The organism is Massilia sp. YIM B02763 (assembly GCF_030412015.1).
GTDB lineage: Bacteria > Pseudomonadota > Gammaproteobacteria > Burkholderiales > Burkholderiaceae_D > Telluria.
Genome location: NZ_JASNRD010000013.1, coordinates 80,116 through 95,403 on the forward strand (window position 1 = coordinate 80,116; position 15,288 = coordinate 95,403).

Annotated in this window: 11 protein-coding genes; 4 read left to right on the plus strand and 7 right to left on the minus strand. The window is 69.8% G+C overall.

The features are described from left to right. Positions 1-2: 2 nt before the first annotated feature. From QPK32_RS16930 to QPK32_RS16940, 3 genes are read right to left on the minus strand one after another with little or no spacing between them, the layout of a single operon-like run. Entirely contained in the window at positions 3-1,292 is a 1,290-nt protein-coding gene (locus QPK32_RS16930) for an MFS transporter (RefSeq protein WP_290413964.1), read from the minus strand. Continuing rightward, positions 1,273-3,759, minus strand: a complete 2,487-nt coding sequence (locus QPK32_RS16935; protein WP_290413965.1) for a family 20 glycosylhydrolase — start codon at positions 3,757-3,759, stop codon at positions 1,273-1,275. The genes QPK32_RS16930 and QPK32_RS16935 overlap by 20 nt, the downstream gene beginning before the upstream one ends. A 2-nt stretch (positions 3,760-3,761) precedes the next feature. Continuing rightward, on the minus strand, positions 3,762-6,446 hold the full coding sequence (locus QPK32_RS16940) for a TonB-dependent receptor (RefSeq protein WP_290413966.1): 2,685 nt from the start codon (positions 6,444-6,446) through the stop codon (positions 3,762-3,764). Between the two features lie 317 nt (positions 6,447-6,763). On the opposite strand from QPK32_RS16940, the gene QPK32_RS16945 reads away from it, so the two are divergent. After that, positions 6,764-7,642 carry an NAD(P)H-binding protein gene (locus QPK32_RS16945; RefSeq protein ID WP_290413967.1) on the plus strand — a complete coding sequence of 293 codons (879 nt, stop codon included), beginning with the start codon at positions 6,764-6,766 and terminating at the stop codon, positions 7,640-7,642. Here QPK32_RS16945 and QPK32_RS16950 read toward each other — a convergent pair. The 3 genes from QPK32_RS16950 to QPK32_RS16960 all read right to left on the minus strand — a co-directional run bounded on the left by QPK32_RS16950 (position 7,639) and on the right by QPK32_RS16960 (position 8,934). Further along, complete coding sequence (locus tag QPK32_RS16950; RefSeq protein ID WP_290413968.1) at positions 7,639-8,223, minus strand: TetR/AcrR family transcriptional regulator; 585 nt, start codon at positions 8,221-8,223, stop codon at positions 7,639-7,641. The genes QPK32_RS16945 and QPK32_RS16950 overlap by 4 nt on opposite strands. A gap of 65 nt (positions 8,224-8,288) precedes the next feature. After that, the gene (locus tag QPK32_RS16955) at positions 8,289-8,489 is read right to left on the minus strand and encodes a DUF2905 domain-containing protein (protein WP_290413969.1); all 201 of its coding nucleotides are present in this window, start codon (positions 8,487-8,489) and stop codon (positions 8,289-8,291) included. A 22-nt stretch (positions 8,490-8,511) separates the two neighbouring features. Beyond that, on the minus strand, positions 8,512-8,934 hold the full coding sequence (locus tag QPK32_RS16960; RefSeq protein WP_290413970.1) for a hypothetical protein: 423 nt from the start codon (positions 8,932-8,934) through the stop codon (positions 8,512-8,514). 207 nt (positions 8,935-9,141) lie between these two features. Here QPK32_RS16960 and QPK32_RS16965 point away from each other — a divergent pair, with 207 nt between their 5' ends. Further along, positions 9,142-9,609: a host attachment protein gene (locus tag QPK32_RS16965; RefSeq protein WP_290413971.1), complete on the plus strand. Its 468-nt coding sequence runs from the start codon at positions 9,142-9,144 to the stop codon at positions 9,607-9,609. A gap of 48 nt (positions 9,610-9,657) precedes the next feature. On the opposite strand, the gene QPK32_RS16970 is transcribed toward QPK32_RS16965, so the two are convergent. Next, a complete protein-coding gene (locus tag QPK32_RS16970) occupies positions 9,658-11,355 on the minus strand; it encodes a methyl-accepting chemotaxis protein (protein WP_290413972.1) in 1,698 nt (565 codons plus the stop codon). A gap of 290 nt (positions 11,356-11,645) precedes the next feature. On the opposite strand from QPK32_RS16970, the gene QPK32_RS16975 reads away from it, so the two are divergent. After that, on the plus strand, positions 11,646-12,842 hold the full coding sequence (locus tag QPK32_RS16975; RefSeq protein ID WP_290413973.1) for an ABC transporter substrate-binding protein: 1,197 nt from the start codon (positions 11,646-11,648) through the stop codon (positions 12,840-12,842). A 3-nt stretch (positions 12,843-12,845) separates the two neighbouring features. Next, on the plus strand, positions 12,846-15,275 hold the full coding sequence (locus QPK32_RS16980) for a PAS domain-containing sensor histidine kinase (protein WP_290413974.1): 2,430 nt from the start codon (positions 12,846-12,848) through the stop codon (positions 15,273-15,275). The last annotated feature ends 13 nt before the right edge of the window (positions 15,276-15,288 follow it).

Below are 15,288 nucleotides of genomic sequence, written 5' to 3' on the forward strand. Positions count from 1 at the left end.
GGTCACTGCTCGGGCGCAGGCTCCATGCGCACGAAGCGCGCCAGCAACAGCACCGGGATGGCCGACAGCACCACCCACAAGAAGAAGTGGCGGTAGCCGAGCGCCTGCTGGATGTCGCCGCTGACCACCTTGGAGAGCACGAAGCCGAGTTGCATGAAACCGGAGCCGAGCGCGTAGTGCGCGGTCTGGTACGGCCCGCTGGCGATGACCTGCATGATGAACAGGATCATGCCGACGAAGCCGAAGCCGTAACCGAACATCTCGGCCGACAGGGCGGCGGTGACGAGGCCCAGCGACTCCGGCTGGGCCACGCTCAGGTACCAGAACACGAGGTTGGGCACGTTCATCGCCAGGATCAGGAACAGCATGGCGCGCCGCAGGCCGAGCCAGGACGTGAAGTAGCCGCCCAGCACGCTGCCGGCCAGGAAGGCCGCGGTGCCGGCCGTGCCGTAGATGGCGCCCACTTCCTGCGTCGACAGCCCCAGGCCGCCGAGCGCGCGGGCGTCGCGCAGGAACAGCGGGCCGATCGTCTGCACCTGCCCTTCCGCCAGCCGGAACAGCACGATGAACAGGATGCCCATCCAGATGCCGCGCTTGGCGAAGAAGGCGCGGATCACGTCCAGCAGCAGCGCAGCCGTGGCGCGCACCGAGGCCGGGGCCGCGCCGCCGCGATGCGTGTCCGGCAGCGCCCAGGCGTGATACAGCCCCAGCCCCGCCAGCAGGGCGCCGAGCAGGCCGAACACGGTCGACCAGGCGGCCGGCGCGCCGACGCGCTGCTCGAGCACGCCGGCGAGGATCACGAGGCCGCCCAACGACAGGAACTTGGCGCCGTTGAAGAAGGCGCCCTGCCAGCCCGCGTAGGCCGCCTGCTGGCGCGCCGTCAGGCTGGCGATGTACAGGCCGTCGGCGCCGATGTCGTGGGTGCTGGAGGCCAGCGACACGACGGCCAGCAGCACGAGCGCCAGCGCGAACCAGGCCGGCAGCTGCAGCGCCAGCGCGACGCAGGCCAGCGCGATACCGCCCGCCACCTGCAGCGCCACGACGATGCGCTTCTTGCTGCGCGCCAGTTCCAGGAAGGGACTCCACAAGGCCTTGAACACCCAGGCCAGGCCCAGCACGCCGGTCCAGCGCGCGATCTGCTCGTTGGGCACGCCCATGCTCTTGAACATCAGGCCGGCCACCAGCGCGACGGCATAGAACGGCAAGCCCTGGGCCAGGTACAGCGTCGGCACCCAGGCCAGCGGATGGCGGGTCGCCTGCGGTTTCAACACGTCAGCGTGTGCCTTGTCCATGCGCGTCCAGTGAGGTCGGTTCGAGGGTGACGATGCGGCTCCCGCGGCCGCGCGTGTCGAAGGCGGCGACCTTGAAGACGCGGTCCCGGGGCACGGGCGCGACCTCGCCCGCCGCGCCGACGCGCGGACTGGCCGCCGTCGGCGCGCTGCCGTCCAGAGTGTAATGCAGGGCCAGGCCCGGCAGGGCGACGTTCGCGCGGACGACATCGCCGGCGCGCACGGCGCCCGGCGGCGGCAGGCGGTAGTCCCAGGCCAGCGGCGGCCGGTCCAGGCGCGGCAGCTCGCGCTGGCCGAGGCGGTTGGCGAACGCGTTCCAGTCGGCCTGCATCGCGGCGCTGCGCGCGGCCGGATCCGCGATGGCGCTCCAGCCGGGCTCCGGCGCCCAGGCGCGTTCGGCCAGCGCGATCATGCGCGGCATGACCAGGTACTCGAGGCGCGCGGGCGAACAGGCATTCTCGGCCCACAGCTCGCCCTGCAGGCCGGCGATGTGCGCCCGGCCCGCGGCGCCCAGGCGTTCCAGCGCGGCCAGGCGTGCGGCCGGCACCGGGCGGCCCATCGGGTCGCGCGCGGCCTCGCCTGCGGCCATGTCCAGCGGGCAGAAGGCGAAGGCATCGCGGGTCTCGACGAAGCCGGCCCAGTAATAGCCCGGCTCCTGCGGATCCTTGGCGTAGGCCAGGTCGAAGTACAGGTTGGCGGCGTTGGCCAGCACGACCTCGTAGCCGGCATTGGCCAGGCGGTAGGCCACGTCTTCCTTGCCCGAGCCCCAGGCATTGTTCCAGGCGTAGACGTGAAAGTCCGGGCCGGCGAAGTCCGGATTCGGCACGGCCTGGCCGTCCGCGCCTTCTAGCAGCGCATTCTCTTCCCAGCCGGCGAAGGCCAGGCCGTGGCGCGCCAGGATCGCGCGGCAGCGGCCCACGAAGTCGGCATGCAGCTGGCCGACGCCGGTCCAGCCCCGCTCTTCCATCAGCGCGCGGCAACGCGGGGAGCCGAGCCAGGCCCCGGCCGGGACCTCGTCGCCGCCCGTGTGGATGGCGCGCAGGGGCACGCCGGCCTCGCGGTACAGCGCGGCGACGTGGGCCACGACGGTCTCGATGAAGCGGTCGACCGAGGGCAGCGCGATGCAGATCACGTTGTCGTGCCACATCTGCACGGATTCGTAGACGGAGGCGTCGTCCGGATCGTCCAGCCGGTATTCCCACGCGGCATCCGCGTCGCCGGCGGCCAGCAGGCGGTCGTGGCGGGCGCGCATGGCGACCACGGCGGCGCGCGCATGGCCCGGCATGTTGAATTCCGGGATCACCTCGATATGGCGCGCGTGGGCATGGCGCAGGATGGCGACGAAGTCGGCGGTCTCGTAGAAGCCGGTGCCGGGCGAGGCGTCCACGTCGGCGCCGGAGCCGAACGAAGGCGGCAGCGCGGCGCCATCGGACGCGACGCCGCGGCGCGAACCGATGTCGGTCAGTTCGGGCAAGGCGTCGATGCGCAGGCGCCAGCCCTCGTCGTCCGTCAGGTGCAGGTGCAGGCGATTGAGCTTGTACAGCGCCATGCAGTCGATCAGGCGCAGCACCGTCTCCTTCGCGGCGAAGTGGCGCGCCACGTCCAGCATCATGCCGCGGTAGCGGAACCGCGGCGCGTCGGCCACGTGGCCGAGCGGCACGCTGCCGTCCGCTTCGAGCAGCTGCCCCAGCGTCTGGATGCCGTTGAAGACGCCGTGGGCGGACGCGCCGCGTATCCGCACCGTGCCGGCGCCGATGTCGAGGCGGTAGGCTTCCGGATCGTCCATCCCGTCCGGATCGACGTCCAGCACGATGCGCGCCGCGCTGCCAGAGCGCGGCAAGGGCGCAAGCAGCGCGCGCAGCAGGGCCGCCTCGCCGGCCAGTCCGCCCGCAGGCAGCGCGATCTCGCTGTCCGCCGCCAGCAGGCAGGTACCGCCTGCGAAACGCGCCGACACGGGTTGCGGCGTGATGCGCTCCACACGGGCACGCGGCAGTTGCTGCAGCTGCGCGTTCTCCCGCCAGCGCCAGGCCGCGTCGGCCGGCGGCCAGGCGTCGTCCGCGTGGCGCTGCAGCTGCTCCGGGCGCGCGAACGGCAGGATCTCGGGGTCGCCCAGGTCGGTCACGCGCCCGTCCGCCTCGACGAGGTAGAAGCCGAGCGGCGCATCGGTGTCGCCGATGGCCCAGAAACGCGCCTGGTAATGCACGGCGTGTTCCTGGCCCGGCGCCCAGCCGGCGCCGGAGGAAGAACTCGCGGCCGTCAGGCGGAACAGGTCGCCGTTCAGGTGGGCGATGGCGTAGCCCGGGGAGACGCTGTCCGCCAGCGCGGGACGGGCCGTATTGAAGTACACGGCCCATCCCGGCGCGATGGTCCTGCCGGAGACGTTGGACAGGACCAGGCGCGCCGCGAACACCTGCTCGTCGACCAGGTTGGACAGGCACTCCCAGGCCAGGTCGATGGGACGGCTGCGCACGATCAGAGCTTGCCGCGCAGGCCGACGTAGAAGGTGCGGCCGTTCGAGTAGAAGGCGCGCGGACGGTCCTTGTTCTCGGCGTACATCTTGATCGTCTCGTTGGTCAGGTTCAGGCCGTCGAAGGTCAGCGTCAGGTGCTCGTTGATCTTGACGTTCACCGAGGCCGCCAGCGAGGGCATACCGTCCACGTGCTGGCTGGCGCCGCGGTCCACGCCGGCCTTGTACGAGGAACGGTAGTTGTACGCGAGGCGCGCCGAGAAGCGCTCGTTCTCGTAGTAGCCCGTCACGTTCCAGGTATTGCGCGAGGAGTTCAGCAGCTCGCCGCCGTCGTCCAGTTCGCCGTCTGCATACGTGTAGTTGGTCAGCATGCCGAAGTTGTTCCACAGCGGCTGCTGCCAGCTCAGTTCCACGCCCTTGTTCCTGGCGCTCGTGTTGTAGGGCGACGTGATCTGGTACTCGGTGAAGGTGCCGCGCTTGTTGTTGTAGTAGCTGCCGGTGCTGGTACCCTGCGCGACGATCGAGCTGAAGTCCATGTAGAACAGGCCGGCCGACAGCAGCGCTTTCGGCGCGTAGTACCACTCGGCCGTCACGTCGTAGTTCACCGAGCGGATCGGATCGAGGTTGACGTTGCCGCCGCTGCCCGACAGGGCGTCGTCGTTCAGCGACACGGAGCCGCCCAGCGCGCTGTAGTCCGGCCGCGCCATCGTCTTGGCCACGCTGGCGCGCAGCACCAGGTCGGAGCGCGCGTCGTATTTCAGGTTGGCGCTCGGCAGGTAGTCGCGATAGGTGCGTTTATAGGTGGTCGGGGTGTACGGGCCGAAGGCCGATCCGGTGATCGGATTGGCGCCGCCCGGCAGGTTCACGACCGTCGTCTGGCGCGTCTCGACGGCGCGCAGGCCCACGTTGCCGCTGAAGCGGTCGACGCTGAAGTCGGCCATGCCGTACAGGGCCGCCGTCTTCTCTCCGACCTGGAATTCGTCGAGCCAGTTGTGGCGCAGCGTGTAGTCGAGCAGGCGGTTGCCCGGCACCGCGCCCCAGGCGCCCAGCGCCGCGCCGCTGTACTTGAAGTAGTCGTTGAAGACGAAGCCGCCGAGGTCGGAGCCGAAGTCGGACGGATAGTGCTCGCCGTTCCAGGCCGGTCCCGGATTCGTGAAGCCGAGCGGGCCCGGACGGGTCTCGAGCGGGTGCTCGGCGGTGCGCTTGTGGTCGGTCCAGCGCGCGCCGAAGCGGATCGCCTGCAGCCACTCGACGTCGCGCACGCGCCATTCGCCGTCCGCCTGCGCATACTTTTCCTGGTCGACCGATTGGGCCTCGCCGCCGCCCGCCCAGGCCGTCGAGCCGGGGCGGTTGGTGGTGCCGCCCGGGTAGCTGACGCTGGCCGGCGACAGGCCGTTCAAGCCGTAGACCATGCCGCCGTCGACGTTGTTCTGGTAATAGACGTCGTTGCGGTCGTAGCCCACGCCATGGGTCTTGCCGACCTTGCCCGTGAAACTGAGGTCGGCCGTCACGCGCCAGCGGCCGTTCAGGTCCACGTACCAGGATTCGCCGCCCGCATCCGGACGGTAGATGTTGTCGACCTCGCCCGAGTTGGCGGAGAAGCCGGCGCCGACCAGGGTGCCGTTGCGGATCACGGGGTTCTGCGGGATCAGACCGGCGCTGTTGATGGAGTTCGCGGGTGCGGCCAGCCAGTTGGTGTTCTGGTGCGGCGCTTCCAGCTTGGAATAGAAGCCGTTCAGGTCGATGCCGACGTCGCGCGAGGGCTTCGCTTCGATGTCGAAGGCGCCGCCCTTGCGCTTCTTGGTCTGTTCGAACAGCGCGGCGCCGATGAAGGTCGGCACGACGACGCCGGCCAGCGCCGGATTCGCCTGGGCCGCCGCGCTCGTCGCGCTGATCGGCGTGTAGCCCAGGATCTCCTGGCCGTCGCGGCGCACGGCCTGCTTTTCCGAGAAGCCCTGCAGCAGCACGCCGAAGGTGCTGGCCGGATTCTTCCAGCTCACCAGCGCGGACACCTGCGGTTCGGTCTTGCCGCGCAAGTCGTTGTAGTTGGCCTGCACCGAACCTTCGACGGTCAGCGCCTGCTTGAAGTCGAGCGGGCGGCGCGTGATCACGTTGATGGCGCCGGAAACGCCGCCTTCGACCAGGTCGGCCGTCGCGCTCTTCTGCACGACGACGGAGCCGACCAGTTCCGACGGCAGCAGCGAGAAGCTGCTGGAGCGGCCGACGTTGCCGCCGACCTGGTTCAGCACGAACCAGTCGCCGGTGCTGATCGCGTGGCCGTTGAACAGGGTCTGCTGCAGGCTCGGGCTGGTGCCGCGCAGGCTGACGCGGTCGTTCTCGCCGAAGCCGCCCTCGCCGCCCGCCGACGACTGCGTGTTCACGCCGGGCAGGCGCTGGATCGCGTCGGCCACGTTCTTGTCCGGCATCTTGCCGATGTCCTCGGCCGTCACCACCTCGACCACCGCGTCGGCGCTGCGTTTCTGGCGCAGCGACTGCTCCAGCGCGGCGCGCACGCCCGTCACGATCACCGTCTGCGCGTCGCCCGGACGCTCCGGCTGGATGCCGGCGCCGCTGCTCGCCTGCTGGCTGTCCTGTGCCTGCGCCTGTGCCTGAAGTCCCAGCGCCAGCATCGCCACCGCGCTCGCGATCGCCGTGCGCGCCACCGTTTTCCGTTTCAACGACTGATTCATGTTCTCTCCCAAACCGTGATGGCCGCCGCTCGGCGTGGCCAGGACAATGAAGTTTCCGGTGTCGAATTCGGCGAACGCTGCAGCCGCTCGTCTCGCCTCTTATGTTCGTCTGGGCGGATTGTGTCGTTGAATGAATGTCCATGTTTGTCAAATCTTGCTATCGCGAACGTCCGTGTCATCTTTTCGACACGTGCGTGTGCTAGGCGGTATGCATTGACCGGATAGCCATCTTTTACCCGCCTGGACTATTCGCTTGACACGCCGGAACGATCGTTCCATTATGGACCGGTCGTTCCAAGATACCGAAGGAGTTCACCATGTCCCACCTTGCATCCGCCCGTCCCCGTCCCTGCGTCGCCATCGCCGGTGCCAGCGGCCGTGTCGGCGCCGCCTTGATCGCCAGCCTCGCGGCCGATCCCGTCGACCTTGTCGCCCTGACCCGCAAACCCGATCCGGCACGCTTCCCTGCCGCCGTCACGCAACGCGCCGTCGATTTCGACACGCCCGCCACGCTGGCGGCGGCGCTGGACGGCGCCGACCGCCTGTTCCTCGCCCAGGGCACGTCGCCGCGCCAGGTCGAGAACGAGATCGCCCTGATCGACGCGGCCGTCGCGGCCGGCGTCAAGCACATCGTCAAGCTGTCCGCATTCGGCACGCCGCTGCAGCTGCATCCGTTCGACTGGCACACGCGCATCGAGGCGCACCTGGCGACGCGCGACATCGGCTATACCTTGCTGCGGCCTTCGACCTTCAATGATTTCCTGCTGCGCGCGGCCCCGGAAATCGCCAAGGGCAACTGGGGAGGCGCGGCCGGCAACGGCGTCGTCAACCTGGTCGACACGCGCGACGTCGCCGACAGCGCGCGGGTCGCGCTGCTCGATCCGGACAGCAGCGATTGGCAGCGTGCCTTCCACCTGACCGGACCGCGCGCCTGGAGCATGCCGCAGGTCGCCGCCGAACTTTCGCGCCTGCTGGGCCGGACCGTGGGCTACGAGCAGCGCAGCGCGGAAGATCAGCGCGCGCGCCTGGTTGCTGCGGGACTTCCCGATTTTGCCGCCGGCGTGCGGGTCGGCCTCGAGCGGGCGTTCTACGAGTCGGCGCTGCAGGAAACGACGTCGACCGTGCAACTGCTGACCGGCCACGCGCCGCGCACGCTGACGGCCTGGCTGGAGGAAAACCTGGCCCTGTTCCGCTAGGACTTGGCCGGCCACGCCGCCATGGCGAGGTCGACCATGCCCGCCATCGCGGCGGGCGTCGCGCCGGCCTGCGGCAGGTTCATGATGGCGTGCAGGATGCCCAGGTAGTACCAGGCCAGCGTGTCGACGTCGGCATCGCCCGGCAATTCGCCGTCCTGCACCCCTTGCGCGACGAGGCGCGCGAAGATGGCGTGCTGGCCCGCCACGCCCTGCATGACGGCGCCGCGCGCCCCCTCCGGCAGGTCGGCCTGCTCGGCGCAGCTGCGCGCCAGCATGCAGCCAGCCGGGCGCGGCGCGGCCGATGCCTTCGGCAGGAAGTCGCGCAGCAGCGCGGCGATGCGGCCGCGTGCCGTCTCCCCTTCGACCTTGCCCATGCGGCGCAGCACCCGTTCGGTGTAGCGCGCCAGCGTATGCTGGAACAATCCCTCCTTGTCGCGGAAGCGCTGGTAGATGCTGGAGCGGGACAGGCCCGTGGCCGCGGTGAGATCGTTGATCGACGCGGCCGCGTAGCCGTGGCGCCAGAACACCTGCATCGCGGCCTCGATCACGGCCGTTTCATCGTATTGCGGTTTGCCACTCACTCTTCACCTCGGATCTCCGATCGACACGGCAATATTATGCGTCGAATCGGCCGATCCGGCCGGCGTCAGCGCCGGAACAGCCACAGCAGCAGCGAGACGACGACCGAGACGACGAGGCAGGTAACGATGGGGAAGCTGAAGCCGAACCCTTCGCGCACGACGTGGATGTCGCCGGGAAGGCGGCCGAGCGGCAGGCGCCGCAGCCAGGGCCAGGCCAGGCCGGCGGCGAGCAGGACGAGGCCGAGGACGATCAGGAGTTTTTGCATGAGCGGTTCCGTTGGCGCGGCATCAGGCGGCCGAGGCGCCGCCCTTGTTCGTCGGTGGGGGGATTTCTCCGCTGCTGGCGTCGCCGCCCGTCGTCTGCGCGCCCTGGCCGCTGCTGGTGACCACGCGCGCATCGTCGGCGCTGGCCGCTTCGCCCAGGCCCGTGCCGCCGGCCACCGCGGCGCCCGCGCCCGGCGTCAGCTGCCCGCCCTGCGGGTTGCCCTCGTCATCCTGGCGCGGCAGGCCGCTGCCGCCGTCGCCGCCCATCGTCGCGCCGGCCGCGGCATCGGTGCCGGCGCGGCCGGCGATGTCGGCGCCGACCTGGCCGGATTGGCCCTGCACCGGCACGGCGCCGGCCGATGCCGTCGTATCGCTGCGCGTGTTCGCGCCTTCGCCGCTCGTAGTCGAAGGCGGCGAAGCGCTGGTGTCTTTCTGCTGGTTGCTCATCTGGTGCTCCTTGGTGTCGTCAGGGTCGAAGGATCATTCTGCCGCAGTCGCACCGGCCAGGGCGCGCCTTTGCGCCGGCGCCCTCGTCCCGCTTCCGTTCCCTTTCGTACCGCCCGAAAAAGCTGCTTGGGATAGACTTCTTCCCAACACATGCGGCCAACGCGGCCGTTTCAAGTGAAACTTTTCTTTGGATAAAAGGGAGGTAAGATGACTACAACCTGGATCGTTTCCGCGGACGCAGGACGCGCCCGTATCTTCGCCGAATCCGACCCGCACCAGCCCTACGAGGAAGTCGAGGACATGGTCAGTCCGAATGCCCGCCTGCGCGTCTCGGACATCAACACGGACCGGCTCGGTCCCACCTCGGCCGGCCAGAGCATCCACAACACGGGCGGCGCCACCCCCAACAAGCAGTACGAGCCGGCGCAGACGCCCGAACAGCGCGACGCCGAATTCTTCGCCAAGGAAATCTGCGGCTTCCTGCTCAAGGGCCAGCAGGAAAAACGCTTCGGCAAGCTGGTGCTGGTGGCCGAACCGAAATTCCTGGGCGTGCTGCGCGGCGAGCTCGACAATCAGCTCAAGCCCGCCATCGAGCTGGAAGTGAACAAGGACTACAGCCACTCGAACGCCCATCAATTGCGCGAACAGCTGCAAGCCTACAAGGCCAAGCAGTAATCCTCCTGCCCTGCGCCGCGTGGTGCGGCGCAGGGCGCCCAGGGAGGATCAGAAGGTTTCCCACTCCGTTTCCCTTACGCTTGCCGCGACTGGCTTGCGCTGGGCCGCCGCGGCCGGCGCCGGCGCGGAACGGGCCACGCGCGGCGTGGCGCGCTCCGGGCGCGCCGTTACCCGCACGGCCGGTGCCCGCGACTGCGACGCTGCCGCCTGGCTGCCTTGGGCGAGCTTGAACACACTGACGGCCTCGGCCAGGTCGCGCGCCTGCTCCTGCATCGATTCGGTGGCCGCCGCGGCCTGCTCGACCAGCGCTGCATTCTGCTGGGTGACCTGGTCCATCTGCATGATCGCCTGGCCGACCTGGTCGATGCCGGCGCTCTGCTCGCCGGATGCGGCCGAGATCTCGCCCATGATGCCGGTCACCTGGCGCACGCTGGCGACCACTTCCTGCATCGTGGCGCCGGCTTCGTCGACGAGACGCGCGCCGACGCCGACCTTGTCGACCGAGTCGTCGATGAGGGCCTTGATTTCCTTGGCGGCGGCGGCCGAGCGCTGGGCCAGCGTGCGCACTTCGCCCGCGACCACGGCAAAGCCGCGTCCCTGCTCGCCGGCGCGCGCCGCTTCCACCGCGGCGTTCAAGGCCAGGATATTCGTCTGGAACGCGATGCCGTCGATGACCGAGATGATATCGACGATCTTGCGCGCCGATTCATTGATCGCGCCCATGGTGCCGACCACCTGGGCCACCACGTCGCCGCCGCGGGTGGCGATGTCGGAGGCGGATACCGCCATGCGGTTGCCCTGGACGGCGTTGTCGGCGTTCTGCTTCACGGTGCTGGTCAGCTCTTCCATCGACGACGCGCTTTCCTCCAGCGCGCCGGCCTGCTGCTCGGTGCGCACGGACAGGTCGTGGTTGCCCGTGGCGACTTCCGCGGCCGCGGTGGCGATGCTGTCGGCGCCGCTGCGCACCCGCGCGACGAGCGTGTTCAGGTTGTCGTTCATGCGCTGCAGGGCCGCCATCAGCTCGCCGGTCTCGTCGCGCGCGTCGACCTCGATGCGCGTGGACAGGTCGCCGCCGGCGACCGCGTTGGCCAGGTCGACGGCGCGGCGCAGCGGACGGGTGATGCCGCGTGCCAGCAGCCAGGCCATGACCGCCCCGATGGCCAGTGCCATGACACCGGCGGCGGCCATCATCTGCTGGCCACTGGTCGTCAGCTCGTCGACGCGGTCCTGCGCCGCCTCGAACATCGTGCGCTGGCGTTCGGCCAGCCGGCCGACCGCATCGTCGTAGGCGGCCAGCGCCGGACTCATCTTTCCCTCGGCCAGGCGATGGACCGCGGCGCCATCCGCGCCGCCGTCCTGGCGCGCGAACAGTTCGTCGCGCGCGGCAACGTAGACGGTACGCTTGTCGGCGATCTCCGCCAGCAGCGCCTTGCCCTCCGGGCGCACGACCAGCTTTTCCAGTTCTTCCTTGGCCTTGGTGATGGCGGCGCTGTTGGCCTTCATCCTGGCCGCGATCGCCGCCAGGTCCTGCGCGTCGCGGGCGCGCAGGCGCGCGTCGACCAGGGCACGGTTGGTGCGGCTGCCGGCCAGCCAGCTGTCGGCCAGGCGCAGCTTGCGGATGGTGCCGTCCATCTCGTCGACGGCATCGCCGACTTGTTGCAGGCGCAGCGCGCCGATCCCGGCCAGCAGGACCGTCAGCGCCAGCACGGCGGCGAAGGCGAGCCCCAGGCGGACGCCAATTTTCATGTTCTTCAATTGCATAGCTACCTCGACAATGCGGAAATCGGTACGACGAATGCCCGGCAGGGGGAAGGCGGGCGGAAAAGCATTGGCGGCGAGGTTTTGGCCTGGGGAACAACTTTTGGTATGTACACCGCCATGGTAATGCAGTTTTTTGCCGATTCTCATCAAACGTTGTCGCAAAACAACATACCGCTGTATCTCTTGCCGGACACCGTGCTCGCGGGCAAACCCGTTAGAATGGCCGGTTGCGTTTTCACCCTCCGTGTATGTATCCGCTTCTTCACGACTGACCGATGGCCTACTCATTCCCCCGCGCCCTGCGCCTCGTTGCCGGCATGATGCTGCTGGGCGCCCTGCTCGCCGGCGCCCGCGCCGCACCGCCCAAGCCCGTCCTGCTGGGCATCGACGGCGAATTCGGCCTCGACAACAGCACCTCCGCCCAGGCGGTGGAACTGGGCATGCGTGCGGCGGTGGCCGAGATCAATGCCGCCGGCGGCGTGCTGCACGGACGCCCGCTGGAAATCGTGACCAAGGATCACCGATCGATCCCGGCGCGCGGCATCCGCAACATCCAGGAATTCGCCGCCATGCCCGACCTGGTGGCCGTGTTCGGCGGCCGCTTCAGCCCCGTCATCATCGAGGAACTGCCGACGCTGCGCCAGACCCGCACGCTGTTCATGGCCGTGTGGTCGTCGGCCGACGGCATCGTCGACAACGACATGCGCCCGAACTACGTGTACCGGCTGTCGCTGCGCGATGCGCTGGCCATGCCGCGCCTGCTGGCGGCGGCGCACCGCCGGCGCCTGGACAAGGTCGGCCTGCTGCTGACCAACACCTCCTGGGGCCGCAGCAACGCCAAGGCGGCCGAGCACGCGCTGGAGCGCCAGCCGGACATGAAGATCGTCGGCACGTCCTGGTACAACTGGCGCGACACGAGCCTGATCGACAATTACCAGCACCTGCGCGCGGCCGGCGCCCAGGCCATCGTGCTGGTTGCCAACGACGACGAGGCGGCGATCCTGGTGCGCGAAGTGGCGCGGCTGCCGAAGGCGCAGCGCATCCCCATCCTCAGCCACTGGGGCGTGACGGGCGGCGAATTCGTCGAGCAGGCCGGGCCGGCGCTGCAGGAGGTCGACTTCACGGTGATCCAGACCTTCAGCTTCTTCAAGGCCGACCCGGCCCGCGTGCAGCGCTTCCTGGCCGGCGCGGCCAAGGTGTCCGGCGTGCGCCGCATCGAGGACATCAAGGGGCCGGTGGGCGTGGCCCATGCCTACGACATGACCCACATCCTGGCGCGCGCGATCGACCGCGCCGGCAGCACTGACCGCAAGGCCGTGCGCGACGCCCTGGAACAACTCGGGCCGTGGCGCGGCCTGGTCAAGCACTACGCGCCGCCGTTTACGCCCGCCAACCACGAAGCCCTCGGGCCCGGGGAGCTGCTGATGGCGCGCTACCGCGCCGACGGCGTGCTGGTGCCGACGCGGGACTGATCGATGACGCCGAACGCTCCCCCTGCCAGCCTGTCGCAGCGCTTCGCGCTCGCCGCGGCGATCCTGACGGCGGCCGCCGTGCTGCTGATCGCCGGCGTCTCGTTCTGGCTGATCGACCACCAGCGCATCCAGGCCAACGCCCTGCTGCAGCAGCGCGAGGTGGCCTTCCACGCGACCACGGTCGGCCGCAACCTGGAGGTGCTGACCACGCGTGTCGCCGAGGTGGCCAACAGCCCGATCCTGGCCACCGCGCTGGTCGACAGCGCCGGCAAGGAAACCTACCTGACGCCGTTCCTGCACGGCCTGCGCCAGATGAACGGCATCCCGCTGCAACTACTGTTCACCGACTTCGAGGGCAAGGAAATCGCCAGCAACGGCGTGCCCGGCTTCACCGAGGCCGACCTGGCCTGGCTGCGCGCGCGCATCGAGAGCGGCGACGAGCGGCCCGCGCTGCAGTCCGGCCCCAAGGGCGACGAACTGATCGCCGTGAACCTGCTGCGCTACTCGCGCACGCGCACGCCGGAAGGCGCGCTGATGGTCAAGATCCGCCTGGCCGACCTGAAGCCGGTGCAATGGGCCAGCTTCGCGCGCACGGATGCGCGCGCGGACGTGGCGCGCCGCGGCGCGCCCGACGTCCACGAGATCGCGGCCGCCGTGCCGTTGCCGAAGCACCTGGCCCACCTCGGCCTGCAGCTGCGCGAGGACGAACGGCACCTGGCCGCGCCGCTGGATGCCGCCGCCCCGCAATACCTGCTGATCGTCGGCGTCGCCGCCGTGCTGGCGCTGGTCGTGTTCCTGCTCGCCTCGCGCCTGGCGCTGGGCCTGACGCAGGACCTGCGGCGCCTGCAGGCCTTCTCGGCCAGCCTCGGCGACGAAGGCATCAGCAGCCAGCGCGCGCCGCTCGAGGGCAGCCTGGAAGTCGTCGGCCTGGCCGGCGCCCTGAACCGCATGCTGGACCGCCTGTACGAACAGCACGTCCACCTGGAAGCGGAACGCCAGAAATTCCTGCAACTGTCGAACAATATCCCGCAGCTCGTCTGGATCGCCGACCCGCAGGGCAACATCATGTGGTTCAACGAGCGCTGGTACGAATTCACGGGCGTGGCGCCGGGCACGATGGATCCGAACGACTGGCATGCCTTCCACGATCCCGACCAGCTGCCGCAGGTGCGGCGGCGTTGGGAGGCGGCCCTGGCCAGCGGCGAGATGGCCCAGATGACCTTCCCGCTGCGCGGCGCGGACGGCCGCTACCGCAATTTCTTCACCTCGGTGGCGCCGCTGCGCGATGCAGGCGGCGCCATCGTCCAGTGGTTCGGTACCTGCACCGACGTCACGCCGCTGGAACGCGCCGAACGCGCGGTGCGCTACAGCGAGGAGCGCCTGCAGCAGGGCCTGGTGGCGGCGCGCATGGCCGTGTGGGAGCGCGACCCGTCGAGCGGCCAGGTCAGCTTCTCGGCCAATTTGCACAGCGTGTTCGGCAAGTCCTGGCACAACGTCGCCGAGCTGTGGCGGCTGGTCGACGCCGACGACCGCGAGCAGGTGCGCGAGCTCACCGAACGCGCGCTGCGCGAAGGCGGCGAGTACCGCATCACCCCGCGCATCCGCCGCGCCGACGACGGCAACACGGCCTGGATCGACATCCGCGGGCGCCTGGGCCTGGGTCCGGACGGCCGCAGCACCGTCATGCACGCCGTCGCCATCGACATCACCGAACGCAAGCGCGCGGAAGAGGCGCTGCGCCTGGCCGACCGCCGCAAGGACGAATTCCTCGCCATGCTGGCGCACGAGCTGCGCAATCCCCTGGCGCCGATCGCCAGCGCCGCCGACATGCTGCGCCTGGCCTATGCCGACGAGCCGCGCGTCAAGCAGATCAGCGACATCGTCGCGCGCCAGGTCGCGCACATGCGCCACCTGGTCGACGACTTGCTGGACGTCTCGCGCGTCACGCGCGGCCTCGTGACCGTCAACCGCAAGCCGATCGATTTGCGCACGGCGGTCGGCGAGGCCATCGAGCAGTCGCGCCCCCTGATCGACGCGCGCCGCCACCAGCTGCAAGTGCGCATGGCGCAGCAGCCGTTGATGGTCGACGGCGACCATACCCGCCTGGTGCAGGTGGCCGCCAACCTGATCAACAACGCGGCCAAGTACACGCCGGAGGGCGGCCTGATCGAAGTCGCGCTGGACGCCGTCGACGGCCGCGCCCAGCTGATGGTGCGCGACAACGGCAGCGGCATCGGCCAGGACCTGCTGCCCGTCGTGTTCGACCTGTTCACCCAGGGCTCGCGCACCCTCGACCGCACCCAGGGCGGCCTGGGCCTGGGCCTGGCCCTGGTCCGCAAGCTGGTCGAACTGCACGGCGGCCGCGTCGACGCCGCCAGCCCCGGCCTGGGCCGCGGCAGCACCTTCACGGTCCGCCTGCCCCTGCTCGCCTGAGCAACCTCAAACC

What these genes read in the sequence shown, in the direction of transcription:
- QPK32_RS16930 (WP_290413964.1), bottom strand. Translation starts at nt 1,292, where the DNA reads ATGGACAAGGCACACGCTGACGTGTTGAAACCGCAGGCGACCCGCCAT.
- QPK32_RS16940 (WP_290413966.1), bottom strand. Translation starts at nt 6,446, where the DNA reads ATGAATCAGTCGTTGAAACGGAAAACGGTGGCGCGCACGGCGATCGCG.
- QPK32_RS16945 (WP_290413967.1), top strand. Translation starts at nt 6,764, where the DNA reads ATGTCCCACCTTGCATCCGCCCGTCCCCGTCCCTGCGTCGCCATCGCC.
- QPK32_RS16955 (WP_290413969.1), bottom strand. Translation starts at nt 8,489, where the DNA reads ATGCAAAAACTCCTGATCGTCCTCGGCCTCGTCCTGCTCGCCGCCGGC.
- QPK32_RS16960 (WP_290413970.1), bottom strand. Translation starts at nt 8,934, where the DNA reads ATGAGCAACCAGCAGAAAGACACCAGCGCTTCGCCGCCTTCGACTACG.
- QPK32_RS16965 (WP_290413971.1), top strand. Translation starts at nt 9,142, where the DNA reads ATGACTACAACCTGGATCGTTTCCGCGGACGCAGGACGCGCCCGTATC.
- QPK32_RS16970 (WP_290413972.1), bottom strand. Translation starts at nt 11,355, where the DNA reads ATGAAAATTGGCGTCCGCCTGGGGCTCGCCTTCGCCGCCGTGCTGGCG.
- QPK32_RS16975 (WP_290413973.1), top strand. Translation starts at nt 11,646, where the DNA reads ATGGCCTACTCATTCCCCCGCGCCCTGCGCCTCGTTGCCGGCATGATG.
- QPK32_RS16980 (WP_290413974.1), top strand. Translation starts at nt 12,846, where the DNA reads ATGACGCCGAACGCTCCCCCTGCCAGCCTGTCGCAGCGCTTCGCGCTC.